16 protein-coding genes and 2 pseudogenes are annotated in these 23,079 nt (G+C 62.4%); 15 read left to right on the top strand and 3 right to left on the bottom strand.

Features of this window, described 5'->3' with window-relative positions:
- Positions 1 to 24: 24 nt before the first annotated feature.
- From ACMYR2_RS04310 to ACMYR2_RS04260, 11 genes are all read left to right on the top strand, one after another.
- Positions 25 to 678 carry a hypothetical protein gene (locus ACMYR2_RS04310; protein ID WP_347263685.1) on the top strand — a complete coding sequence of 218 codons (654 nt, stop codon included), beginning with the start codon at positions 25 to 27 and terminating at the stop codon, positions 676 to 678.
- Between the two features lie 8 nt (positions 679 to 686).
- Positions 687 to 974, top strand: coding sequence for a hypothetical protein (locus tag ACMYR2_RS04305; protein ID WP_347263684.1), 288 nt, complete (start codon positions 687 to 689; stop codon positions 972 to 974).
- Positions 975 to 978: 4 nt separating this feature from the next.
- Positions 979 to 2,112, top strand: coding sequence for a hypothetical protein (locus ACMYR2_RS04300; RefSeq protein ID WP_347263683.1), 1,134 nt, complete (start codon positions 979 to 981; stop codon positions 2,110 to 2,112).
- 10 nt (positions 2,113 to 2,122) lie between these two features.
- The gene (locus tag ACMYR2_RS04295) at positions 2,123 to 2,836 is read left to right on the top strand and encodes a phage baseplate assembly protein V (protein ID WP_347263682.1); all 714 of its coding nucleotides are present in this window, start codon (positions 2,123 to 2,125) and stop codon (positions 2,834 to 2,836) included.
- 96 nt (positions 2,837 to 2,932) lie between these two features.
- Entirely contained in the window at positions 2,933 to 3,160 is a 228-nt protein-coding gene (locus ACMYR2_RS04290; protein WP_347263681.1) for a hypothetical protein, read from the top strand.
- Between the two features lie 92 nt (positions 3,161 to 3,252).
- Positions 3,253 to 3,537 carry a GPW/gp25 family protein gene (locus tag ACMYR2_RS04285; RefSeq protein ID WP_416193737.1) on the top strand — a complete coding sequence of 95 codons (285 nt, stop codon included), beginning with the start codon at positions 3,253 to 3,255 and terminating at the stop codon, positions 3,535 to 3,537.
- A gap of 7 nt (positions 3,538 to 3,544) precedes the next feature.
- Positions 3,545 to 6,052, top strand: a complete 2,508-nt coding sequence (locus ACMYR2_RS04280) for a hypothetical protein (RefSeq protein ID WP_347263679.1) — start codon at positions 3,545 to 3,547, stop codon at positions 6,050 to 6,052.
- Between the two features lies 1 nt (position 6,053).
- On the top strand, positions 6,054 to 9,548 hold the full coding sequence (locus tag ACMYR2_RS04275) for a hypothetical protein (protein ID WP_347263678.1): 3,495 nt from the start codon (positions 6,054 to 6,056) through the stop codon (positions 9,546 to 9,548).
- A gap of 1 nt (position 9,549) precedes the next feature.
- Positions 9,550 to 11,793, top strand: coding sequence for a hypothetical protein (locus tag ACMYR2_RS04270; RefSeq protein ID WP_347263677.1), 2,244 nt, complete (start codon positions 9,550 to 9,552; stop codon positions 11,791 to 11,793).
- 39 nt (positions 11,794 to 11,832) lie between these two features.
- Positions 11,833 to 15,099: a DUF6519 domain-containing protein gene (locus ACMYR2_RS04265; RefSeq protein WP_347263676.1), complete on the top strand. Its 3,267-nt coding sequence runs from the start codon at positions 11,833 to 11,835 to the stop codon at positions 15,097 to 15,099.
- 9 nt (positions 15,100 to 15,108) lie between these two features.
- On the top strand, positions 15,109 to 15,423 hold the full coding sequence (locus ACMYR2_RS04260; RefSeq protein ID WP_347263675.1) for a hypothetical protein: 315 nt from the start codon (positions 15,109 to 15,111) through the stop codon (positions 15,421 to 15,423).
- A gap of 115 nt (positions 15,424 to 15,538) precedes the next feature.
- On the opposite strand, the gene ACMYR2_RS04255 is transcribed toward ACMYR2_RS04260, so the two are convergent.
- Positions 15,539 to 15,784 carry a hypothetical protein gene (locus ACMYR2_RS04255; protein WP_416193736.1) on the bottom strand — a complete coding sequence of 82 codons (246 nt, stop codon included), beginning with the start codon at positions 15,782 to 15,784 and terminating at the stop codon, positions 15,539 to 15,541.
- A 170-nt stretch (positions 15,785 to 15,954) separates the two neighbouring features.
- Positions 15,955 to 16,509 (bottom strand): transposase, encoded by a 555-nt coding sequence (locus tag ACMYR2_RS04250; protein WP_416193735.1) that lies wholly within the window; start codon positions 16,507 to 16,509, stop codon positions 15,955 to 15,957.
- Positions 16,510 to 16,970: 461 nt separating this feature from the next.
- Here ACMYR2_RS04250 and ACMYR2_RS04245 point away from each other — a divergent pair, with 461 nt between their 5' ends.
- Together ACMYR2_RS04245 and ACMYR2_RS04240 are read left to right on the top strand one after the other, a co-directional pair.
- Positions 16,971 to 17,756 (top strand): RMD1 family protein, encoded by a 786-nt coding sequence (locus ACMYR2_RS04245; protein ID WP_416194058.1) that lies wholly within the window; start codon positions 16,971 to 16,973, stop codon positions 17,754 to 17,756.
- 76 nt (positions 17,757 to 17,832) lie between these two features.
- Positions 17,833 to 19,843: pseudogene (locus ACMYR2_RS04240) on the top strand (PhoX family protein).
- A 91-nt stretch (positions 19,844 to 19,934) separates the two neighbouring features.
- On the opposite strand, the gene ACMYR2_RS04235 reads toward ACMYR2_RS04240, so the two are convergent.
- A complete protein-coding gene (locus ACMYR2_RS04235; RefSeq protein ID WP_347265148.1) occupies positions 19,935 to 20,681 on the bottom strand; it encodes an acetoacetate decarboxylase in 747 nt (248 codons plus the stop codon).
- 70 nt (positions 20,682 to 20,751) lie between these two features.
- Between ACMYR2_RS04235 and ACMYR2_RS04230 the strand changes: the two are divergent.
- Both ACMYR2_RS04230 and ACMYR2_RS04225 read left to right on the top strand, forming a co-directional pair.
- Positions 20,752 to 21,766, top strand: a pseudogene (locus tag ACMYR2_RS04230) (patatin-like phospholipase family protein); the annotation flags it as partial.
- A 40-nt stretch (positions 21,767 to 21,806) separates the two neighbouring features.
- Positions 21,807 to 22,847, top strand: a complete 1,041-nt coding sequence (locus tag ACMYR2_RS04225; RefSeq protein ID WP_416193734.1) for a CorA family divalent cation transporter — start codon at positions 21,807 to 21,809, stop codon at positions 22,845 to 22,847.
- Positions 22,848 to 23,079: the final 232 nt, after the last annotated feature.

Raw genomic sequence — 23,079 nt, 5'->3', positions numbered from 1 at the left:
ATTGGATTGAGGAGGAGACGTCTGATGGGGTCGGACTTTCCGGGCAGTCCACGCGTCCTAAAGGGAGGCATCGTCGCCTATCAGCTTCCCTCGCTGCTGCCGACGGTTATCGTCTTCCAATACAATCCCGATGAGGTCTCCCGCTCGCTTCAGATCCAAGGCGCCAATGGCGGCGGCCGCGGCGATGCCAATCGCGTCAATGGCCCTCCTCAGGAGACGTTGAGCTTTTCCGTCGAGATCGATGCCGCCGATCAGCTCGAGCATCCGTCCGAGAACGTGGTCACGGTCGAAAACGGACTTCATCCCGTGATCGCCGCCCTGGAGAGGCTGGTCTATCCGTCCTATCCGATGGTGATCGCAAATGAAGCGCTGGCGCTTGCGGGCAGCGCCTTCGTGCTCGGTGAGCAGGCTCCGTTGGCCTTGCTCATCTGGGGCCCCAAACGCGTGCTGCCGGTGCAGGTCCAGGGCCTGTCGATCCGCGAGGAGGCCTTCGACCAGGCGCTGAACCCTATCCGCGCCAAGGCCGACCTCACGCTGCGGGTGCTGACCTATCGCGACCTCGATGTCACCAATCCGGGCTACTGGGTCTATCTCGCCTCCTTCACCCAGAAGGAAGCCATGTCTGCTCTCAATCTGTTCGGTGACAAGACCGGCCTTGGCGCCGTGCTGCCAATCTAGGGGCTCCCATGTTTTTTCGCGGCAGCCGATATGAAAACATTGCCGACGCGGTCATCGATGGTCCAGGCGGCCGACAGATCCGCTACAAGCGTATGCGCTTCATTCCGGCAACCACGGTTCGGCTCCGCGTCAAGGTGGAGGACGGCGACCGGCCCGATCTGCTCGCCTGGCGCGCGATCGGAGACGCCGAGCAATTCTGGCGGCTCTGCGATGCCAACCTCATCCGCCGGCCTGCCGACCTGACCGCCAGCCCTGGCGCGCGCGTCGCAGTGCCCGGACCGGACGGAGCCCTGTGACGCCATGGGGCTTCTTCCGACCTTCTTCACCGTCCAGGTCGCCATGGCGCCGATGCCGGTCGTGTTCTTCCAGGCCTTGCGGGAGATCGAGGTCGAGACATCCGTTGGCAAGTCTTCGATGTTTCGTCTGCATTTCGATCTGAGCCGCAATTTTTTCGGCGACTTCGATGCGCTGGCTTTCGATATCTTCCGGCCCCTGGTGCCGATCACCATCAGGATCTCGTCCGGGCTCGGAATGCCGCAAGCCCTCATCAACGGCTATGTCAAGGATGCGCAACTAAGCGCCGCCAATCAACCGGGCGCCTCGCGGCTTGAGGTCGTGGGCATGGACGCCCTGGGCACGATCATGGCCCATATCCAGCAGCCTTTCCCGTGGCCGAATTCTCCCGACAGCGTCGCCGCTGCGGCGATCTTCAGCAAATATGCGATCCTGCCGTCGGTCGTCCCGACCCCGCCCTTCCGCACGGTGCTCGATACGATTTCGAACCAGCGCGATTATGATGCGACCTACCTGTTCCAGCTCGCACGCCGCAACAGCTACGAGCTGTACATCCAGCCGGATCCCGTCGTCGGCCTGGACATGGGTCATTTTCACCCGCCGCTGACGGCGGTGCCGCCACAGGGCGTGCTCTCGATCGACTTCGGGACACAGACCAACCTCACCTCCTTCTCCACCTCGAACGACATGCTGCGGCCGACATCCGTCACGGGGATGACCGTCGACCCGCGAACCCGAGCTCCCATTCCTTCGATGGCGCCGGTCGCCACCGAGTTGCCGATGGGACTGGAGCCCGCCCTCAGCCGCATCCTTCCGCCGCCGATCATGCGTCCTTGCGCCACCGACGCCGCTAGCCCCGCCGAGGCCCAGGCGCAGGCGTTGGCGAAGGCGAACGAGTCGAGCCGGGCGATCAGCGCCCATGGAGAGATCGACGGGCTGAAATACGCCCGCGTCCTGCTGGCGGGCCTGCCGGTGCTGGTGCGAGGAGCCGGGCGGCAGAACAGCGGCCTTTATTACGTGCGGTCGGTCACCCATCGGATCTCGCGAGACGGCTACAGCCAGAGTTTCTCGGCCTGGCGCAACGCGGTCGGCCTGACCGGCGCCGAAGTCTTCGTCGACCCCTTGGCGGCAGTGGCATGAGGAGGATTCCGTGCTCGACACGATAACGACCGAACAAAATCAGGGCGGCGGATGCACTCCCGCTTATGGCAAGTATTCAGGGACAGTCATGGACAACATGGACCCTCTGTCCCAGGGCCGGTTGAAGGCCTTCGTGCCGGAGGTCCTGGGTGAGGTGCCAACCGGCTGGGCCAGGCCTTGCACGCCCTATGCTGGGCCCACCTCCGGCTTCTTCTCGGTGCCGCCGATCGGCGCCGGCGTCTGGATCGAGTTCGAAGCGGGCGACGTCTCTCGGCCCATCTGGGCGGGCTGCTTCTGGGCTGCCGGAGAGCTGCCGATGAAGCCCCCGGGCGTTCCGAGCAAACCGACGACGAAGATCTGGCGCAGCGATTTCGGGCTGACCACGGTCATGGATGATGTCGGCCAGACGATCACCTTGACCGACGGCCTCGGGCTCAATTCCGTCGAGGTCAACGTCAAGACAGGAACGGTCACCATCACAGGTGCTGCGCGGGTCGTCTCCAGCGCTCCCCTCGTCCAGGAAGGCAGTGCAGCGGCCGCTCATCCAGGAGTGCTGGGCGATCAGCTGTTCACCTATCTCACCCAGCTCGTCACCCTGTTCAACACCCATGTGCATCCAGGCGAACTGGCGCTGGGCATCCTGCCCGTCACGCCCGCCCCGCCTGTCGCCCCGATGCCGCCGCCAAGCCCAAGCCTGCTGTCGATCAAGGTCTTTCTGGAGTAGCCATTTTCTGGAGGTGTCATGGGAAACACGATCATCCCCGGGAATCTCAGCCCCGCCGCGACTGTGGGCCTATCGGATCCGAAATTCGCCGACTCCATGGCCGAGGCGATCGAGCAGGAGCTCGATTTCCTGATGCGCGCTGACAACCTGCCCGGTCTCGATTTCAACGCTTCGCAGCAGACCGTGCGCGACCGCCGCCGCTTCTTCGTGGCAATCGCCCGCGGCGTCGTGCGCCACCTTCAGGACAACCACGCCGCCATCGCTACCTTCTGCCAGCATAATCAAACCATGCCGGTTACCGAGATCGATGTGGATTATCGCTGATGAACCCCAACCGTCCCTACCTCGACTTTCCATTCGCCATTGATGAGCATGGGCTGAGCGCGGTCACGGACACCGACGATCATGTTCGGGACATGATCTACCTGGTCTTGTTCACGGCGCCGGGCGAACGGGTGAACCGGCCGGAATTCGGTTGCGGCATCAAGCAACTGATCTTCGGGCCGGCGTCCGACGCGCTTGCCGCCGCCACCGAGCAGCTCATCCATGGTGCCTTGATCCGCTGGCTTGACCCGGTCGTGTCGGTGGAAAAGGTCTCAGTCCTCGCCCTCGACGCTACGCTCGAAATCACCGTCGTCTATTCCCGGCGCGATACCGGCGAGAGACGCGAGGACGTATTCAGCCATCCGATTCCGCTGTGAGGGCAAGATGACGGTGCTGTCGTCCGATGGTCTGGTGCTTTGCGGGGATGAACAGCGGTCGGGCGTCCTGCTCGATCCGGCTCATCCGTTGAACGGCATCGATTTCGTCGAATACCGTCGCGACCTCCTGGCGCCACCCCCTCGACGCCACGTGCTCCAGGTTACTTTCCTGAAACCGCCCCCGCTGCCACCTGCGGTAACGGCAGCGAATTTCGCCATCATCGGGGGTGTCCGCGTCGTTGATCTCAGGGTGCTCGACGTGGAAGCCGACCCGGCCGATCCACTGGCGCTCAGGCTTTTTATCGACCGCGAAGGCGATTTCTCAACCTATGTGCTCGCCATGGAGCAGGCCGACATCGACCTTGAGCGATCCCAGGCGCGCTTCAGCTTCAAGGCAAACTGCCCGAGCGACCTCGATTGCCGACCCGTTGCCGACTGCCCGCCGCCCCTTCTCGACGAGCCGGCGCTCGATTACATGGCGAAGGATTACCAGAGCTTCCGGCGGCTGCTTGTCGATCTCATCGCCGAACGCAATCCATCCTGGCAGGAAAGGCTTCCCGCCGATCTCGGCATGACGCTGGTCGAATTGATGGCCTATGCCGGCGACTATCTCAGCTATAGCCAGGATGCGGGTCCGGCGACCGAAGGATTCCTCGACACTTGCCTGCATCGCATTTCCGCGGCGCGCCATGCCCGGCTGGTGGATTATGCGATGTCCAACGGCCGCAATGCCTCGACATTCGTCCACTTCACAGCTGTCGATGGCGCCAGCGAAGTTCTTGCGTCGGGCACCAAGCTGACCAGCCGCATCGGCCAGCCTCTCAGGGGCGATCTCGCAGCGCCCGGCACCATCGTGCCGCTGTCCGCCGATTTCGACACCGATCCCGCTTTGGCGCAGGTGATTGTCTTCGAAACCCGGGCCGAGACCCGCATTGTCGGCCTTCACAACGAGATTCGTTTTCATGGTTGGGGCGATACGCAATGCTGCCTCGCAAAGGGCGCCACCCATGCCTTCTTCTATTGCATTGACGCAGGCGGTGTCCTCGTGCCCCCCGATCTCCGTCCCGGCGAATACCTGCTGCTGGAGGAAATCCGCAGCCCCGAGACAGGGGCTGCGCCCGATGCAGATCCGCGCCGCCGTCAGGTGGTCCGCATCGAAACCGCCGAGGCAAGCGAGGATGCAGTCTTCACCAACGTGCTGACGGGCGGCACCGCGCTGACCCCGAGGCTTAATCCCGCCGATCCCGCGTTGCCGCTCCTGCGCGTAACCTGGACCGAAGCGGATGCACTGACATTTCCCCTCTGCATCTCGGCCGTCACGGATCAGGACGTATTGGTTGATCCCGTGTCGGTTGCCCGCGGCAACGTCGCACCCGCCGATCACGGCCGCACGGTCACCCGCGACACTGCCACGGGCACCATCGGCTTTCCAGATGCCGGCGCCGGACGCTGGCCACTGCCATCACTGGCCTTGCCTGACGCGCCGCTGACCCAGACCGCGGCCGGCCCTTCCGTATCGCTGGACGTTTGGAGTTTCGGCATCCCCGATCCAGAACGCTGGATCGCCGTGCCGCACCTGCTTGACAGCGGGCCGTTCGATCAGCAGTTCGCGGCGGAGATCGACAATGGCGGCGCAGCGATGTTGCGCTTTGGCGACGACCAGTATGGACGGCGCCCTTCGGATGCGGTCCGGATCGCCGCCACTTACCGGATCGGCAACGGCACCCGAGGCAATTGCGGCTGGGGAACGCTGGTCCACGCCGTTGCCGGCGGTGCCGCGGCCTCTGCTATCGAGGCTGTGCGGCAGCCTGTGCCCGCCCGGTCAGGGGAGGAGCCGGAGTCCGTCGAACATGTCCGGCAGATCGCCCCGGAAGCGTTTCATGCGCTCCAATTCCGCGCCGTCACGGTCGCCGACTGGGAAGAGATGGCCCTCCGCCACCCGGCTTTGGCGGCAGCAAAGGCCAGCTTTCACTGGACCGGAAGCTGGCATACGGTCTTCCTCGCCGTCCATCCGGTCGATGCGGGAGACCTGCGGCGGCACCCCGGCGGCGGAGCTGAATTGCAGCCCGACTTCGCGGCGGCGGTCAAAGCACATCTCGGTCGCTTCAAGCTCGCCGGCTATGATCTGAACGTGCGCGCTGCGACCTATGTGCCGCTTGAGATCGAGATCCGGCTTTGCGTCGGGACCGGACATTTCCGTGGCGATGTCCTGGCGGAGGCTGGTCGGGTGCTCTCCAACCGATCGTTCGCCGACGGCACGCGCGGCTTTTTCCATCCTCTCGGCTTCGGCTTTGGAGCCGCCGTCTATCTGTCCCGCCTTTACGCGGCGGTCGAGGCCATTGAGGGAATCAATTCGGCCGAGGTTTTGGTCTTCAAGCGCTATTGGGAGGTGCCAGGAAATGACCTGGCGCGCGGTCGGATCGAGATGGGCCCCTTCGAAATCGCCCGTCTCGACAATGACCGCAATTTTCCCGAGAACGGCGTGCTGCGGCTGACAGCCGTCGGAGGGCTCTGAGATGTCCGGCCCGGACTTCTGCAGTTGCTGCACCTCACCTGCCCCTTCCGTGCCGATCGCGATCTGGAATCGTCCCGGGCTTTCGGCCATCCGCTATCGGATCGGGACCTTCGCCACCTTCCGCGAGACCATGCTGGAGGCGATCTTCACCAGGCCCGGATTGGCCGCGCTCACCAGCCGCGACAGCGAAGACTATGCGATCACCCTGATCGAGTTGTTCGCCGCCGTGGGCGACGTGCTCACCTTCTATAACGAACGCATTGCCAACGAGCTTTATCTGCGCACCGCGCGCGAGCGGGATTCGGTGCGGCGTCAGACCCGGCTGATCGGCTATCGCATGCGTCCCGGACTTGCCGCGCAGACCCTGCTGGAATTTGGCCTCGACCCCGGCGCCGAGACCCGGATTCGCAAAGGCCTCAAGGTCATGAGCATACCCGGGCAGGATGAGCGCCCGCAAACCTTCGAGACCATCGAGCCGATCATCGCTCATGGTGATCTCAATGACGTTCCGGCCTTCGGCGTGCCAGCCCCGTTCAATGCGCTGCGTGACGGCGGCACGGGCGGTCCGTTGTCGGCCCGGCCGGAGCGTCTGGCGATCGGCGACAGGCTTGTCGTGTTCGGGCTTGGCGGTCTCGAGGAAAAGGTGGTGTCGGACATCATCCAGAAAGCCGACGGCGAAGCACTCGTCTTCGATCCACCGGTGCAGACCGCTGGCTGGAGTCCGGACATCGCCCGCGTCGCCAGGCTCAACGGAAGGCTCCGCTTCTTCGGCCACAATGCGCCGAGCGCGGTCAATGTCTATGTTCCTGCGTCGCCCCCGGCCGTACTGTGGCCGAGCTGGGTGTCCAAACCGGTGGTGGCAGCATTCGGGTCCGCCGAAAGCGTCTATCCCCTGGACAGCACTCGTACCGACATCTCCACCGGCGATCAGTTGCTGATCGATGCGGGCCCTGCGGCAAGCCCGCGGCTGCGGACAGCCAGCGTGATCAAGACGGAAGACCTTCCGACGAATCTCGGAACAATCGAGGACACGGTCACCCATCTTCATTTGCGCCAGACCGTTCGCGGCCGGCCGGTCGTCATCGCCGACGCCGCAGGGGGCCACAACGTTTTTGCCCGCTCAGGATCCGGCGCCGTGCTGCGACTGGACCCCGCCGCCGCGATCCCCCGGCGCTGGTCCTATATGTCGCTCGACGGCGTCTCGTCGGATGTGACCGGTGTGAGTCCTTCCGCGGTCCGCATGGACATTTTCGTCCGCGATCGGACGCTACGCCTCCGTCAGCGCATTCTCCCTGGCGGCGGCGCATGGGTCGATCATGGCGGGATCCTGACCTGCGAGCCGCGACCGGTGAGCCGTCCGGGCGGCAATGTCACCGTTTTCGCTCGCGGCCTCGATCTCGCGCTGTGGCAACTGGATGCGACCGCCGGAATACCCGGCGCATGGAGTTCGCTAGGCGGCGTTCTCACCTCCGCCCCGGCGCCGGTCGCCGTCGGCGGGTCGGGACTGGCGGTGTTCGTGCGAGGCGCTGATCGGGCGCTGTGGTACCGCCGCTGGAACGGTGTGACCTGGAGCGGCTGGGCGGCGCTCAAGGGCGTGCTGGCGAGCGCTCCGGCAGCCGTCTCCACCGCGCCGAACCGCATGGAGGTCGTGGCTCTCAATGACGAAGGCCATGCCATGCACCGAGGCTTCGACGGCGCCACATGGTCCGATTGGCTGGATTTGAGCGGGGCGCTGGAGGGCGAGCTTGCGATTGTCGCGAACGGGCCCAACCGCATCGACGTTCTCGGCCGGGGTATCGATGGCGGTCTCTGGCATAGGGCCCGCAACGGATCCACCTGGGGTGATTGGACACCGCTCGAGGGCCGGCTTTCCTCTCCGCCCGCAGCCGCGCGTGACGGAACCGGGCTTCATGTCTATGCCCGCGGCGGCGATGGCACGATCGCTTATCGCGCCTTGCTGGCGGGCGGCTGGACCGCCTGGCGCAGCCTGGGCGAGGGAATCGGCGAGATACCCGACCGGCGCAAGACGGCGCTCTACCGCCTCTCGAAGGACGATATCCAGCTCCGGGACTACGACTATCCTGCTGTCGCCACACAAGGCCGCGTCGCTATTCGCCTCACCGCCGAACAGAAAGCCGGCGCGCTCGCCGGGCTCGACAAACTCGCCAGGGGCCGGCGCATTCTGCTGCGCGCGGACGCCGCCAACCATCTCGCGACAGTCAGCACGACGAGCCTGCAGCCAGCGATCCCTGGCGAGGCACCCGACCATTTGTTCGTGGACTTCAGCCCTATCCTGCCCTCCGGTTTCGCCAACGCGCGCCTGATCGGCAATATCGTCGCGGCGAGCCATGGCGAAACCCAACGGGACGAGCCGCTCGGTCATGGCGAGGCGGCAAAGGCCTTCCAGAAGTTCAAGCTGTCGCGGCCCGGACTCACCTATCTCCAGCAGGCTGGCAAGCTGGACGGGACGGCCATGCTCGATATCCGTGTCAATGACGCGCTGTGGCGGGAAGTCGGCAGTCTCTATGGCCAGGGTCCCAAGGATCGGGTCTACACCGCCCGGCAAAACGATACGGGCGAAACCACGGTGACCTTCGGCGATGGCAAGACCGGCACCAGGCTGCCATCGGGCGCGCTCAACGTCGTGGCCCGCTACCGCACCGGCCTCGGCCTTGAGGGCCTCATGAAAGCAGGCCAGCTCGAAATCGCCATGGAGCGCCCGGTAGGCCTGCGCACGGTAACAAACCCCTTGCCCGCCGACAGCGCCGCTGATCCCGAAGCGCGAGACGATGCCCGCAATGCGGCTCCGAATACCGTGCGCACTTTCGGGCGCGCGGTGTCGTTGGCGGATTTCACCTCGATTGCGACCAGCTCCGGCCTGGCCCAGCGCGCGCATGTGACCTGGGTCTGGCGCGAATTGGAGCGGGCGGTTCATGTGACGGTCGCAGGCCCCGGCGGCGCCAGGCTGTCGGCGCTCTCGTTGGCGACGCTGCATTCCGCCATGGACAGCGCCCGGGACATCAACCACCCGCTATTCCTCGCGAATCTCACGCGGGTGCCGATCGTGGTGTCCGCTCGCCTGCAGCGTGATCCGGCCTTCGAGGCGCACCATGTTCTAACGACGGCAAGGGCGCATCTCATGGCGTTGTTCGCCTTCGAGACGATGGGCCTGGGCGAAGCCGTTTTTCTCAGCGGCATCTATGCGGCTCTCCAATCCGCCGAAGGGGTGGCGGCGGTCGATATCGACGTCTTCCAGCTCAAGGGTTATGACGACCTCACGCCGATGGAGCTTGCGATCCGCGCCGTCACCGCAGCACCCCTCCAGCCCCACATTCGCATCTTCCCTGCTCGGCCAACGCCGCCGCTCGCCCAGATCGATCGTTTCGCCCGCGCAGGCTTCGACGGCCCTACACCACCCTTCGTATTGCCGGCCGAACAGGCTTTCATCGAGGACCCGAAAACCGATATCGGCCTCACCGTCGTGGAGGCGCTGTGAGATGAGCTATTCCAACGCCTCGCAGGATAAGCTCTACGGACTGCTGCCTGCTTTTATCCGCGAAAAGGATGCGGCCCAGGGTGAACCGCTAAGAGCGCTGCTGTCGATCATCGACGAACAGGCCGGTCACATCGACGGAGATATCCGCCAGCTTTACGAAAACGCCTTCATCGAGACCTGTGAACCCTGGGCCGTGGCCTATCTCGGCGATCTTGTCGGTACGGTGCCCCTGTTTGACGAAAGCCGCGTCAAGGACGGCGATACGGCGGCGGAGCTTTTCAAATCGCTGACCGGCCCGAGCCTCAGGCCTGCCATCGCGTTGCGGGCCCGCGCCGATGTCGCCAAGACGATCTATTACCGCCGCCGCAAGGGCACCCTGCCCATGCTCGAGGAACTGGCGCGCGACGTCACCGGATGGTCCTCCCATGCGGTCGAGTTTTTCGAGCTGCTCGGCTGGACGCAATGGATTCGCAATCATCTTCGCCCACACGCGCTGCGCACGCCCGACATCCGCAGCGTCGAGCGTATGGACCGGCTCGGCGGCGCCTTCGATGAGATCGCGCATACGGTCGATGTGCGGCCGGTCGGCCAGGATGAAGGCTGGCACAATATCCGCAATATAGGCTTTTTCCTTTGGCGCCTCGGCGCTTACGGCCTAAGGCGGGTGGCAGCGCGTCGTCTGGGTGCGGCGGGCGATTTCCGGTTCCACTTCAGTCCGCTCGGCAACTCGGCGCCGCTGTTCAGCCGCAGCCGGCGTGAAGGCGACGAGGCCGGGCTTGCAACCGAACTGCATGTCCCTCAGCCGATCCGGCCAGCCCGGTTCATCGGCCATATCGCGGATTTCTACGGCCTGTTCGAAACGGAGCCGCCCTTGCCGGCCGCCGAGGCCCCGAGCCTGATGGTGCACGTGGACGGCGTACCGATCCAGCCGGAACAAGTGGTCTGCCGCAATCTGTCCGTCTGGTCGCAGCCTTCGACGAATCATATCGCGGTCGACGTCGCGAGAGGCCGCCTGACGCTGGGGCCCGACCTGATGCCGGCGAATCTCGTGGAAGTCAGCTATCATTACGGCTTCCCCGCTGATCTGGGTGGCGGCCCCTATCGCCGCCGCGCCTGGCTTACGCGCCCCGATTTCACAACCGACGTGCAGATGCTGTTCGTCGATGACAGCGGGCAACCCGGAACCTTTCCCACACTCGGCGCGGCCATCACGCAATGGACCGCCGACGGCAAGCGCAACGCCATTATCCGGATTCGCGACAACCGCAGCTATGCCGAGACCATCGCCATCGATGTCACCCCGGCCGGCCCGCAATCGGGAACCACGCTCGCGATCGAGGCCGCCGACGGCGTGCGGCCGCATCTCCGTCTCGGCGGGCCGCTGGCTGTCAGCGGCAATCGCCCAGATTTTGCTCTCACCCTGGGCGGATTACTGATCGAAGGGCGCATCGAGATCGAAGGATCGCTTCACCGCCTGTGCATGCTCCATTCGACGCTGGTGCCAGGCGTGTCGATCGCGGAACAGGATCCGCCCGCCGCTCCTGATCCGCCTGAACCGAGCATCCTCGCCGCCGCCAGCCTGCCGACCGGCGCGCCAGCCAATACGGAGCTTGGTGTGGAGCTTGCTTTCTCCATATGCGGTCCCATCCGCCTGCCGCCTCATGCGGAGAGCCTGACCGCGCTTGATAGCATCATCGACGGGCTCGGCAGCGATGCGGTTGCCGGCCCCGGCGCAGCGGACAGTCCCGGCCCCGTAGCGCGGCTCGAGCGTTGCACGCTGCGCGGCCGCTGCCTGGTGCGCCAGTTCGATTTCGTCACCGAGACGATCTTCGACGGACTCGCCCGCGCGGAGCGAGTTCAGACCGGCTGCATGCGTTTTAGCTTCGCGCCCGCAGGCTCGCGCACCCCGCGGCGATATCGCTGTCAGCCCGATCTCGCCGAGCGCAAGGCGATAACCGAGGAAGAGGCGCGCAACGGTCCGCTCACCGATCCCCAGCGCGCCGCGATCCGCGCGGCCGTCAGGTTGAGGCTGAAGCCCGAATACAGCGCCGAAGCCTATGGCCTGCCTGCCTATCTTCAGCTGTCGCTTCGGGGTCCCGTGGAAATTGCCCGCGGCGCCGAGGACGGCTCCGAAATGGGCGTCTACTGCCACCTCAAGCAGCCGCAGCGCGAAGCCAATCTGCGGTTGCGGTTGCGTGAGTATCTTCCGTTCGGACTGGACTACGGCGTGATCTACGTGACCTGACCAACCTTGGCCGCTGGGGTCAAACGAGGGAGCAAGAACATGAGTGGCGATTATACGAGGTTCGGATTCGATCCTCTGAAGCGCTATTCCGGCGTTCTGATGCAGCAGGGCCGAGTCCAGCTCGATTCCGACTGGAACGAGGAGATCGACATCCTCAAGCGCCGTCAGCGCACCACGACCCTCGACATGTTCGGTCCCCTCGGCATTCCCTATTCGACAAGCCCGGATGCCTTTCTGGTCGGGCTCATCCCCGGCCCGCCTCCGGATCTTTCGATCGGGACAGGGCGCCTTTACGTCGATGGCATCCAGATCGAAGCCTTCGAGGGAGAAAACGCCACCTATCTCACTCAGCCGTTTCTGCCGACACCGCTCGCCGAGCCGCTGCCGCAGGGAGATGTGGTCGTCTATCTCGACGTGTGGGAGCGCGAGGTCACCTACATCGAGGATCCCACGCTGCTCGATGTGGCCCTCGGCGGAGCCGATACCACGACCCGCATCCAAACCGTCTGGCAACTGCGCATCGATCCGCGCGACAGGGCAGCTTGCGGCGCCGATATCGGAGAACCACCGTCTGCGGGCCGATTGACGACCGCAGCCATTGCGCCCCCGGATCCCGACGATCCCTGCATCCTGCCTCCCGTCGGCGGCTATCGCGGGCTGGAAAATCGTCTGTATCGGATCGAGGTCCATGAAGGGGGGCCGCTCGGCACCGCCAGGTTCAAATGGTCCAGGGACAACGGAAGCATCGTCTCGGTCGTGCGCTCGATCGCGGTGAGCGGCACCCAGACGACGCTTGCCGTCAACCGCATCGGCCGCGACCAGTTCATGCGCTTTCAGATCGGCGACTGGGTGACCGTTACCGACGACCATCGCGAACTCATCGGCGAGCCAGGCGAAATGGCCATGGTCGCCGATATCGACGACGCCAACCTGCGTATCGTGCTGGACCGGGCCATCCCTTCGGGCGGGGCCCGAGCCTTTGGAGCGAATGATGATGAGGTCTCGGCTCGCCACACGCGGATCCAGAAATGGGATCAGACGGCCGCCGCCAATCCCGGCCTCGACCCCACAAGCGGCCTGATCACCACGGCGGCGGGACCTATCGCCATCGAGGCCGGAATCGAGATTCGCTTTGCCACCGATCCCGCCGGCGGCTCATTCCGAACCGGCGATTACTGGGTGTTCTGGGCGCGAACGGCCACCGCCGAGATCGAGATACTGACCGCGGCACCGCCGCGCGGCATTCAGCATCACTATGTGCAGATCGCGGCAATCACGGGACTCGGCACGGCTAATCCAACGGTTTCCGACTGCCGTCCGCCACCGCCCATGCAAGACGCTGGCGATTGCTGCTGCACGATCATCGTCAGGCCGGGCGAGGATATCCAGGCGGGCATCGACGCCCTTCCGCCGCAGGGAGGTTGTGTCTGCCTCAAGACCGGCCTCCATGTGATCCGCGCTCCGCTACGCATCGCGCGCGGCAACATCGTGCTGAAAGCCGAAAGCCCGGGCACGACCGTCCGCATCGACGATGTCGGATCCGCGCTCGTTATCGGCAATCCCACGGGGGCGCTGGTCGACGGCGTCGATATCCTCGGCATCGTCTTCGAGGCCGTTGCCATCCGCGATCCGGAGCAAGGCGTGGTGACCGTCAACCTCGCCGCCAATATCCGCATCGCTCACTGCGCCATGCGTAGCATCAAAGACCGCCAGGTTACGGGCCTCACGATCATCGGCTCGGATCATGTCAGCATCCTGAGCTGCCGGATCGATCATGTGTCGACCGGCATCTGGGTCGTCGAACGGTGCCAGGCATTTTGCGCCGACGGCAATGTCATCGACCTCAATCTCGGCCGGGGCGAGGACGGTACGCCCGGCCTTGCCGGCATTCTCATCCAGCGCTCCGCCTTTGCTTGCCGGATCACCCGCAATCTCGTTGAGGGCGCCCTGCTCGGCATCGTCCTCAACGACGACCCCTACAAGCTCGCCGGCTCTCGGGCCGATCAGTCGATCATCACCGACAACCTCGTCGAGATGCCGCTGCTCGCGGACTCCTTCAGCACCACCGCCGTGCTCCCCGGCATCGACTGCGCCGCCGACCTGTGCACGATCGCCGGCAACAAGATACGCTACCGCAACCGCTTCTTCAGCGGAATCCGTATCACCGGCTCACTCTGCGGGGTGACAGGCAATACGCTGATCTCCGGCAACAAGGATTTTGACGCCAGCGGTCCCGTCGCGATCCGCATCGGCGCGACCGTCGATGACAAGGACATCCCTGTCCTCGGATGTGTCGTGACGGGCAACATCATGTCCGGCGTGCAGCACGGGCTGTTTGCGATTGGAGCAGGCGACCTTGTGGTGAAAGACAACGTTCTCGCCGGGTTTGGTTTGGGCTACGGCATCCTCGGCACTCGCCTGCGCAGTTCACTTTTCACGGGCAATCGCTTTGATTCCGTCGCCGCCGCCGTGTTTCTGATCGACGGCAACCAGAACCGGATTGCCGAGAATGACATCCGCGGCGGGCAGTCGGGGATTTCGCTGCTGCGCGAATGGGGGCCGGCGATCGTGGGCAACAGGATCAACGACCTGGAAACCTGGGGCGTGGCGACCCTGCTGATCATCGGCCGCTGCGAGATCATCGACAACCGCGTCGTCGCCTGCGGCCGCGCCATGGCCCAGACCGCGCGCGCGATCGCGCTAATGTATGTGGCGGGCGAAGCTCATGTGGTGGGCAATGAAATCATGGACACGGGATCACTTCCGGATGCCTCGGCCACGACGGATGCCGATTACGGCATCTATGGCGATCTGATCCTCGAAGCGCGTGTCAGCAATAATCTCGTCACCTATTCGAATGCTTTAAGCCGCGACCCGAACCGCGAGGATCGCGCCCTGGCCATGCGCGGCTGGCTGGAGTGGGAAATCAGCGATAACCTGGTCATCGGCTTTGCCATTCAGGTCCAGGGCAATAAGTTCATCGGCACCGGTCAGACGGCGCTGGTTGAACTTCGTGAGGGCAAGACGGAAACGGCCGTCATCCGCTTCGAAAGGGTTTTGTTCGACCAGAACTACTGCATGCATGTCTCGCCGCGCGAGCGTGACGAGCGCCGCGCCACGGTCTCACTGACGGGGCGTGCGGCGAGCGTGTCGGGCAATCACATCAAGGCGACGACACGCCGTTACTTTTCGGTGAACTTCAACGGTATGCCCGGGCCTTATATGGGCAACATCACCGCCGGCGAAACTCTTCAACACACGGATTTTCCGGCGCCCGCCAGTGCCTTCAATATCATCACGCCGTAGGGGTATGCCATGACGCTCGACAAGATCCTGAAAGAGCACGCCGCTTCCATCCAGAAGCGCATGACCTCGAAAGTGTTTCCGAAGGTCGGGGACAGCGATCTGACTTTCCCGCAGGAAATGCGCGACCGGCGCGCAGCAGAACTCCAGGCTAGTATCGACGCGCTGTCCGTCCGCAAGGAAGAGACGATTGCTCGCTTCGATCAGGAGATCACCTCTTTGAAAAAGGAGATGGAAGCGCTGAAGGTGATCACAATCACCACCAAACAATCAGCGCCTGCCGTTGCAGCACAGGCCAAAACCGTTAAGAAGCGGAAGAAAGATTAAAACTGGAACGTCGTCGACAGCAGGAACGTGCGCGGCTCGTTCAGACCCGGTTGATAGCGAGTCGCCGCCCAATAGCCCTGGTCCAGAGTGTTGCGCGGGGTTGCCTGAACGATGATCAGTTTCCCGAAACCCACGGCTTCATCGTCATGATCGGTGCGTCCATGATCGGTGCGTCGGCGTAGCCCTCAAGCGCATCGGGGAAGTCTATAGCGTACTTTCCAAGGGCCATTCTGATCTCGACACCAAGCTCCCGATGTCTCTGCTTCGCTTCATCCGCGGTCATGCTTGAGCGCCGCCAAGGAAGGCGGGGCCTCATCATGGCGTAGTTGGGATATCCCTGATTGGAGCCGCGGGCGCTCATTTGAATCCATATCCGGCGGCATTGAAGTAGTTTGGGCACTCCTGGGGTGTGAAGGAGGCGCAGATGTTGCCGATGGCCTTCCAAAGATCGTCGATGGTTCTGACGGCCCTGGCGCGTAGATGGGCCTTGCGTTTTGCGGAGGCCGTTTCAATGGGATTGAGGTCCGGGCTTTAGGGCGGCAGGAACAGGAGCCATGCGTCTTGCGCCCGGATCGCTTTTTTGGCCCTCTCACTTTTATGGCTGGAGAGGTTGTCGAGGATGACGACGTCGCCTGGCTTGAGGGCGGGCGCGAGCTGGGTTTCGACGCGGCTCTCGAAGATCACCCGATTCATCGGGACATCAATGACCCAGGGGCGATAAGGCCGTCCGCACTTGAGGCCCGCCACGAAGGTCTGCGTGCCCCAATGGCCGAAGGGAGCCTTGCTGTTCAACCGAGTGCCTTTTGCTGAGCGCCCGCGCGTCATCTTTGTTGTCGTGCCTGTTTCATCGATGAAGACCAGCCGTTGACGCTGTTCGCGCATGATGGGCTGGCGGCCGTCTCTCCACGCGGCGCGAGCCTTGGCCAGTTCGGGTCTGTCTTGTTCGCTGGCCCGAAGAGTTTTTTTGAATCTGAGCCCGCAGGCGATCAGAAACTGCGAAAGGGTCGACGGGTCGGCTTTGACGCCTTTGGCTTTCGACAGTTCCTTCGCCAGTTCAGGCATGGTGATGTCATCGCTGGCCGCCACAGCAACAAGAATAAAGTCCCGGTGGGGCGCGAGCTTGCCATGCGGTGCTTTGCCATGGGTCTTCTTTCCGAAAACCCGGCAGGCCGGTCAATTCCTCATCCCGGCCGCTCATAACTTGCCCGGCGCCGTCTTTGCGCCGGGCCTTTTCTTTTGGGGCGAGACCGTGAGACGATAGACGACGAACACTTCGGCATCACTGAAGACTTCCAGGACCTCACTACAGATCGGGCAGCGGAAATCGCCGCCTTGATTAGGCACCGACATAAGCTCTAGCCGCCGGAATCCGGCTCCGCACCTAGCGCAAGAGACATCGGTTTGTCTCACGGCATTCCCCCGTTTTATGCCCGTCACAATCTCTGCTTACTTCGGATGATATCCAATAGCCCCTCATGAGATGAAGGAAAAAGCATGACGCGCGGAGACGATGCGTAGTGAACACACCGACAAATTTTTCTGCGGAAATGGGCACGCGGGTCCCCGCGCATGCTCTGTATGTCGGAGATCGGATCAATACGGTGGGATTCGAGGGCGAAGTACTGTCAACGCTTCCCCTCGCGATCCGAATTGGTGGGGCTCGTGTCGTTGTTTTGTTTCGCTATGGCGTCGTGGTGTTGGTCGGCCTTTCACCCGAAGATGAAGCCAACTTCTTGAAAACATTAAAGCCCCGGATCGGTGGCGCGCTCGTGCGTTCTGAGGAGGAAACTGCGATCCTTACGATCGCCAGCGAGACCGAGGATCAGGTTCAGGCAGGAGGTCCGCTTCAGTTGCGGGATATGTCGCCCGACACGCTTCTTGTCGTTGCCGATGTCCTTGCGAAGAGCGTTGTGCTTGCCCATGACGAGCGTGAAGTAGCGAAAGTGGTCGAAATTATCGAGCCATTTGCGAAAGAGTTGGCAGATCACGGGCGTACTCGGCGTAACCGAAAAGGGATGCTGAAGCTCCTCGGGAACGCCCTGCTGGTACAGCACCGGGTATCGGGCCGCGTTGCTGTAGCGGAAAAGCCAGATGTTTTGTGGGATCGTGCAGATCTGGAGCGACTCTTTGCACGGCTCGAAGACGAATATGAACTTAAAGAGCGTGTCGACGCGCTCAATCGGAAACTCGCTGTAGTGGCCGAAACGGCCAACACTCTCGCTGATATTATCGATACGCGCCGATCGCTGCACCTTGAACTTATTATCGTCGTGTTGATCGCGGTTGAGGTTATCGTCACCTTTTATCAAATTTATGCTGCTGGAGGCCGTTGATCTGGAGTCGACATTGCCTCCAGAGTGAACGAACTGTCACAGAGCGGCGGTAATTTTGGGACTTTCCATCTTATTTATGAGTCCCAAATTGAGCCAGACCATCGAGATTGTTCCCGGCGACGGCGGCGATGAGCCACCGTGTCTTGAGATTGGAAATCCGCGTTTTGGCGATCTTGTCACGCGGCGCCTGAAGCGCCGCGACGTGCTCGCTGGCGGGCTCGCTACCGCGCTCGCTGCGCTGTTCGTCCGGCCGGACGATGCGACAACCGGCGAAAGCCGTCTCGACTTCAAACCGGTGCCGATCAGCCGTACCGATAGCGTGGCCGTCCCCGAAGGCTACCGGGTGCAGGTTATCCTACCATGGGGCAAGCCGATCCTCGGCCGCCTGCCAGCCATCACCGTCGACAACAGCGGCAAAGATCAGGCGATGCAGGTTGGCAGTCACCATGACGGGATGCATTTCTTTGCCATCGACGGCCGTAGCGATGACGGGCTGCTTGTCATCAACCACGAATATGTCGAACCGCGGTTGATGCACGTCTCCGCCTCAGGTCTAAAGCTCGGCGCCGAAGATGTCTACCTCATCGATGGCCGACGACAGGCTGACGACGTTCTCAAGGAAATGAATGCGCATGGCGTCAGTGTCGTTCGGATACGCCGCGAGGTCGATGGCCGATGGGTGACAGTCGCCGATTCTCGCAACCGCCGCATCACCGCCCTTACGCCGATGGAATTGGCTGGACCGGTGCGCGGGAGCGGCCTCGTCACAACGAAATACAGTCCAGAGGGCACTAGCGTACGCGGTACGCTGAGCAACTGTGCGTCGGGCGCGACACCGTGGAACACTTATCTTGCCGCCGAGGAGAATTGGGCGCTTTATTTTCGCAATGATGACAAAAAGGATGGCAAACCCGATCAACCCCGAGAGCACAGCCAGTATCAGGTGCCGCGCGGCAAGACACACTATCATTGGGAACTGGCCGACATCGGCGACGATGCGTTCGTTCGCTTCGATGCCTCGCGCAAAGCGCCAAGCTCGGCCGAGGATTATCGCAACGAGCCAAACGCCTTCGGCTGGATGGTGGAGATCGATCCGTTCCGGCCCGATGCCGTGCCGGTCAAGCGCACCGCGCTCGGGCGTTTCGCGCACGAGGGCGTTGTGTTCGCACCGGCGACCGAAGGCAAGCCACTGGTCTGCTATTCCGGCGACGATGCAACGTTTCAGTTCATCTACAAATTCGTCAGCGCGCAGCCCTACAGTAAAGCTGACGCGGGCGGCCATCTTCTCGATGACGGCACCCTTTATGTCGCGCGGTTCAATGATGACGGAACCGGTGACTGGCTGGCGCTTGCAATTGGCCAGAATGGCCTAACCTCCGAGAACGGATTTAGCAGTCAGGCCGAAGTGCTGGTCAACACCCGCGCCGCGGCAAGGCATGTCGGCGCCACCCGCATGGACCGGCCGGAATCGGGCGCGGTCGAGCCAATGACCGGCGCGGTCTACTTCAGCCTCACGAACAATGTTGAGCGCAAGCCGGATGAAATCGATCAGGCAAATCCACGCGCTGAGAATTATTTCGGGCATATCGTGCGTTGGACCGAAGAAAACGCTGACCACGCGGCGACGCGTTTTGCTGGGATCTGTTCGTCATTGGCGGCGACCAGGCCTCTGGCCGCGACCTGACCGGACATCCGCTTGATGAGAATAACCTGTTCGCCTGTCCTGATGGGCTATGGTTCGACGCCGAAGGCCGATTATGGATCCAGACGGACGTCAGCGATCGTGCATTGAACAAGGGGGTTATTACGAGCCGTTCGGAAACAACGCGATGCTATGCGCAGATCCACAGACGGGAGAAATTCGTCGATTTCTGACGGGACCGCTCGGGCAGGAGATCACCGGTGTGACGACGACGCCTGACGGCCGCACCATGTTCGTTAACGTTCAGCATCCAGGCGCGCATACGAGCGCCGATGAGTTTGCGCAGGGGCGCCTTGGCAGCCACTGGCCGGATGGTGGCCATACCATTCCGCGGTCGGCGACGCTCGTGATCACGCGCGAGGATGGCGCCGTCGTCGGCATTTGATCAGTCGCGCCTGCCCGGATCGTTTCCTCGATTGACGCAATCGACGAAACGATCCGACGCTGACTTTCTTCGAGACCGCTCCGGGACGTCGCTAATCTACGTTGTAATCGTAAAGTACGCGGCCATAGGGAAGGGTGACGTCGGCTACGAAATGATGCGCGCCGATGATTCTGCGGACCGGAAAATCAGCGACCGGTGCGTTGACGTGTGGAACCAGATGGAGCCGTCCTGGCCCGAGCCATGAGCCTTTGACTTTGATATCGGTGAGATTGTAGCCGACAAGTTGGCAGATCTCGGGCCGCCCGTCGACGCCCGGGAGAAGCTTCAGATTGACCTGTGTTTTGGTCAGAATGGCCGTGGTGCGTAGGCCATTACCGGCCATGCTTTCATGCTTGTAGCCCATGGTGCCCATGGCGACGAGTTGGTTGGCGTATTCGAGCGTACCGGTCAACGTGTCCTTGACGATCTCGAGCTTTGGGTGAGCGTACTTTTTGGGAAAGCCCCAGATCTCGCGTCCGGCCGCAATCGGCGGATCGTCGTCGAGATACATCTGCACGACGAAGCTGACATCTTCGCCCTTGAATCGGCAAGGCACCACCATCCCCGACTCGGTATAGCTGCCGAAACCGCTGCTGTCGGGCATCTTGATCCATTCATAATGGACGAGAGGCTCATCAAGCGGTTCGAGCGGTTCAGGCAGTTGTTCGACAATGAACTCACGATCGGTCTCATAGGTGATGACCATGAATTCGCGATTGATAAAGCGGTAGGGGCCGGCAGGATAACTCGGTCCGCTCGCCGGCATTGAAGGAAGCTTGAGGATCTGATCCCTGCGCATGACAATCCATCCTTCAATGGGCGGTCCAGCCGCCATCGATCGGCAAGATACTGCCGGTGATGGAGGAGGCGGCATCGAGCCGGACTGGCTGTCCGGCGTCTCGATCGGTGCTATCAATTCCGCGATCATCGCCGGGAATCCGCCGAACCGCCGTCTCAAGCAGCTTCGCTTGTTCTGGGACCGAATTACCGAGCGCAAGATCTGGGCCTACACGCCCGATGGCGATATTTTCCGCAAGGCTCGTAACGCGACCAGTTGCTGGGTGACGACTGTTCAGGGGCAGCCCGGATTTTTCACGCCGCATTTTCCGAACCCCTGGGCGAGCCTGACGGGAGCCAGTACGGCCACGAGCTATTACAACAGCGCGCCGCTTCGCGATACGCTGCTGGAACTCGTTGATTTCGATCTGCTCAACGAGGGCTCCACGCGATTTTCAGTCGGCGCGGTCAACGTTCTCACGGGAAATTTCGTCTACTTCGACAACTCCCGCGAACAGATCGAGCCAGAGCACATCATGGCGAGCGGGGCGTTGCCGCCGGCGCTGCCAATGGTCAAGATTGGCACCGACTATTTCTGGGACGGCGGCATCGTCTCAAATACGCCATTGCAGCATCCTTGAACAGGACGACAAGATGAACACGCTGGTGTTCCAGGTCGACCTGTTCAGCGCCAGGGGCGTGCTGCCTCGTGACATCCAGGATGTGCTGGCGCGTCAAAAGGACATTATGTATTCGTCACGGACGCGATACACGACCGATGTGTATCGTCGCATTCACACCTGGAAGACGCATCTCCAAAGGATGCTCGACAAAATTCCGGATGATCGTATGGACGAGCAGGATCGCACCTTGCGCGAACAGCTCGCAAACTTGCCGCAACTCACCATCCTGCACATTATCTATCAGCAGAAGGCCTATGAAGGCCATGCCAAGGACTACGAGTTTTCCGGCACGTCGATGCGCGAGCACTGGCAGAGCGGATATGAGGACACGCGGCGTACGCTGAAACGGCGAGACTGGCTGTCGATGCCTCCGGCCGGCTCCGGAATCGTGGTACACGATGTTCATCGCCGGCACGATTACTGAGTGGTACCATAGCTGAGGTGTGGGTAGAGCAGGAGTGGTTGTGACCATCCATCGGGTTGAGGACAGCCCGCAGATCGATACGACGTCTCTGAACGACCAGCCGAATTTTGGAACGATACCAGGTCTGGTCTGGGCATTCCGCATTCATGGTGACGGAACCGCAGAGCCGCTGTTTGCCGACAAGCCAATTGAAAATCATTTCGAGGGGTGGGTCTGGATTCATCTCGACCTCGCCAGCACGCTCGCGACCCAGTGGCTGGCCGCCTCGGGTTTACCGAAGGCGGGGATCGCGACGATGCTGTCGCGTGATCGCCATCAGCAGCTTCATGCCACGGGTTCATTCATCCATGGCGTGATTGCCGACCTTGAACGCGATCTCGGCGGCGTTCGCGACTGTATCGGTCACCTCCGGTTTGTCATGACGGACCGATATCTCGTCAGCGGCCGCCATCGCCATCTATCTGCTGTCGAGGCGGCGCGCATCGCAATCGAGAGCGGCACCCATCGCCTGCCGCATGCCGCCTCGTTGCTGGAGCTGATCGTCGAGCAGGTGGCCGACGGCATCGATCAGGTTGCCGACAGCATGGCGGACGAACTCGACGGCATCGAGAACCAGATTGCCGAGGGCTCGGGACCGGAGCGATCGAAGCTCGCGCGGCTCCGCCGCGGAACGGTCCAGATGCATCGGCAATTGTCCGGGCTGCGTGCCATTTTTCATCGACTCGAACGGCGCTGCTCCGAAGACTTGAAGCCCGGCTTGCAACTTGCCGCCAGCCGGCTGGCACAGCGGCTCGACGAGCTCGATCATAGTGTTCTCAAGCTTCGCGAGCGCGGCGGCCGCCTCCAGGAAGAAATGTCCATAATGATGGCTGAGGAGACCAACCGCCATCTCTATGTTCTGACGACTCTCACAACGCTGTTGCTGCCGGCGACGTTGGTAACGGGCGTTTTCGGCATGAACACCAAGGCGCTGCCGCTCACTGAAACGGACAGCGGTTTTCTGATCGCAATGGGGCTGGTATTTGGAGCGTCCGTTGCGGTCTATCTCCTGATGCGCCGGATCGGCGTGTTCAGGCTCTGATCGCGGTTTATAGCGTTTTCGAGCGAAGTGGAATCCGGTTCGCGTGAAGAAAACGCGTCAAAACATAAAGGTAGAGTCTTTCACCGTTTCCATGAAGCGGTGAAGACTCTACCGCATGATCCCGACCCGAAGGGCCGCGCCAGCATAAAGTGGAAACCGGTTTTCGGATAACATCATGCTTGATCAAAAAGTTAAGGCGAGAGTCTGATTCAACGCGGTTGAATCAGACTCT

The sequence above is a fragment of the Nitrobacter sp. TKz-YC01 genome (assembly GCF_047824785.1).
Classification (GTDB): Bacteria; Pseudomonadota; Alphaproteobacteria; order Rhizobiales; family Xanthobacteraceae; genus Nitrobacter.
This window is presented reverse-complemented; position numbering and strand designations above follow the sequence as displayed.

Excerpts from the sequence above, each read along its gene's own strand:
- ACMYR2_RS04310 (WP_347263685.1), top strand. The coding sequence starts at position 25 with ATGGGGTCGGACTTTCCGGGCAGTCCACGCGTCCTAAAGGGAGGCATC.
- ACMYR2_RS04305 (WP_347263684.1), top strand. The coding sequence starts at position 687 with ATGTTTTTTCGCGGCAGCCGATATGAAAACATTGCCGACGCGGTCATC.
- ACMYR2_RS04300 (WP_347263683.1), top strand. The coding sequence starts at position 979 with ATGGGGCTTCTTCCGACCTTCTTCACCGTCCAGGTCGCCATGGCGCCG.
- ACMYR2_RS04290 (WP_347263681.1), top strand. The coding sequence starts at position 2,933 with ATGGCCGAGGCGATCGAGCAGGAGCTCGATTTCCTGATGCGCGCTGAC.
- ACMYR2_RS04285 (WP_416193737.1), top strand. The coding sequence starts at position 3,253 with ATGATCTACCTGGTCTTGTTCACGGCGCCGGGCGAACGGGTGAACCGG.
- ACMYR2_RS04280 (WP_347263679.1), top strand. The coding sequence starts at position 3,545 with ATGACGGTGCTGTCGTCCGATGGTCTGGTGCTTTGCGGGGATGAACAG.
- ACMYR2_RS04275 (WP_347263678.1), top strand. The coding sequence starts at position 6,054 with ATGTCCGGCCCGGACTTCTGCAGTTGCTGCACCTCACCTGCCCCTTCC.
- ACMYR2_RS04270 (WP_347263677.1), top strand. The coding sequence starts at position 9,550 with ATGAGCTATTCCAACGCCTCGCAGGATAAGCTCTACGGACTGCTGCCT.
- ACMYR2_RS04265 (WP_347263676.1), top strand. The coding sequence starts at position 11,833 with ATGAGTGGCGATTATACGAGGTTCGGATTCGATCCTCTGAAGCGCTAT.
- ACMYR2_RS04260 (WP_347263675.1), top strand. The coding sequence starts at position 15,109 with ATGACGCTCGACAAGATCCTGAAAGAGCACGCCGCTTCCATCCAGAAG.
- ACMYR2_RS04255 (WP_416193736.1), bottom strand. The coding sequence starts at position 15,784 with ATGAGCGCCCGCGGCTCCAATCAGGGATATCCCAACTACGCCATGATG.
- ACMYR2_RS04245 (WP_416194058.1), top strand. The coding sequence starts at position 16,971 with ATGGGCACGCGGGTCCCCGCGCATGCTCTGTATGTCGGAGATCGGATC.
- ACMYR2_RS04235 (WP_347265148.1), bottom strand. The coding sequence starts at position 20,681 with ATGCGCAGGGATCAGATCCTCAAGCTTCCTTCAATGCCGGCGAGCGGA.